The sequence below is a fragment of the Arthrobacter sp. ZGTC212 genome, assembly GCF_002929255.1.
GTDB lineage: Bacteria > Actinomycetota > Actinomycetes > Actinomycetales > Micrococcaceae > Arthrobacter_B > Arthrobacter_B sunyaminii.
In genome coordinates this window covers 1-561 of sequence record NZ_PJIJ01000064.1, presented here as the reverse complement: position 1 = coordinate 561, position 561 = coordinate 1, and the positions used below count along the sequence as shown (strand labels likewise).

Annotated in this window: 1 pseudogene; it reads right to left on the bottom strand. The window is 60.1% G+C overall.

Annotated features, from left to right (window positions below):
- Positions 1 to 388: pseudogene (locus CXQ89_RS17880) on the bottom strand (glycosyl hydrolase family 32); the annotation flags it as partial.
- Positions 389 to 561 lie beyond the last annotated feature (173 nt).

The window sequence follows — 561 nt, the reverse complement described above, 5'->3', positions numbered from 1 at the left end:
CGGTGCCGAGTCCTGATGTGTTGTTTTTGTCCACGACGACGCTGCCGGAGAAAACATCTTCCTGGGCATCGGTGGAGATGGCCAGCGGCTGCTCTTCCCAGTGGACGAGGTCCTTGGACGTGGCGTGGCCCCAGGACATGTTCCCCCAGGTGTTCCCGGAAGGGTTGTGCTGGTAGTACATGTGGTAGACGCCCTTGTGGAATACGAGCCCGTTGGGGTCGTTCATCCAGTTCTTTTCCGGCGTGTAGTGGATGGCCGGCCGGTGCAGCTCATCCCCGAGTTCGGCGGCGGACGCGGGCGTGGCGCCGGCCAATGCTGCGGCGAGCGAGAGGCTAGCCAGTGTCAGAGCAGAGACGCTGCGCGTGCTCCGCATTGTGGATTGTTTCATGTTGCTTGTGTCGCCCTTCATTGCGCGTGTCTAGCCAGTAGACAACGTTGTCAGCCAATGCGTTGGACTGTAAAGAATGTCTATCGGACAAGTCAACGGTCTTTTTGTGGCCAATTTTCTTGAGTCCGATTGCGGCGCGGGGCACGGGGACGACGATTAGCCCCGCGTCCGCA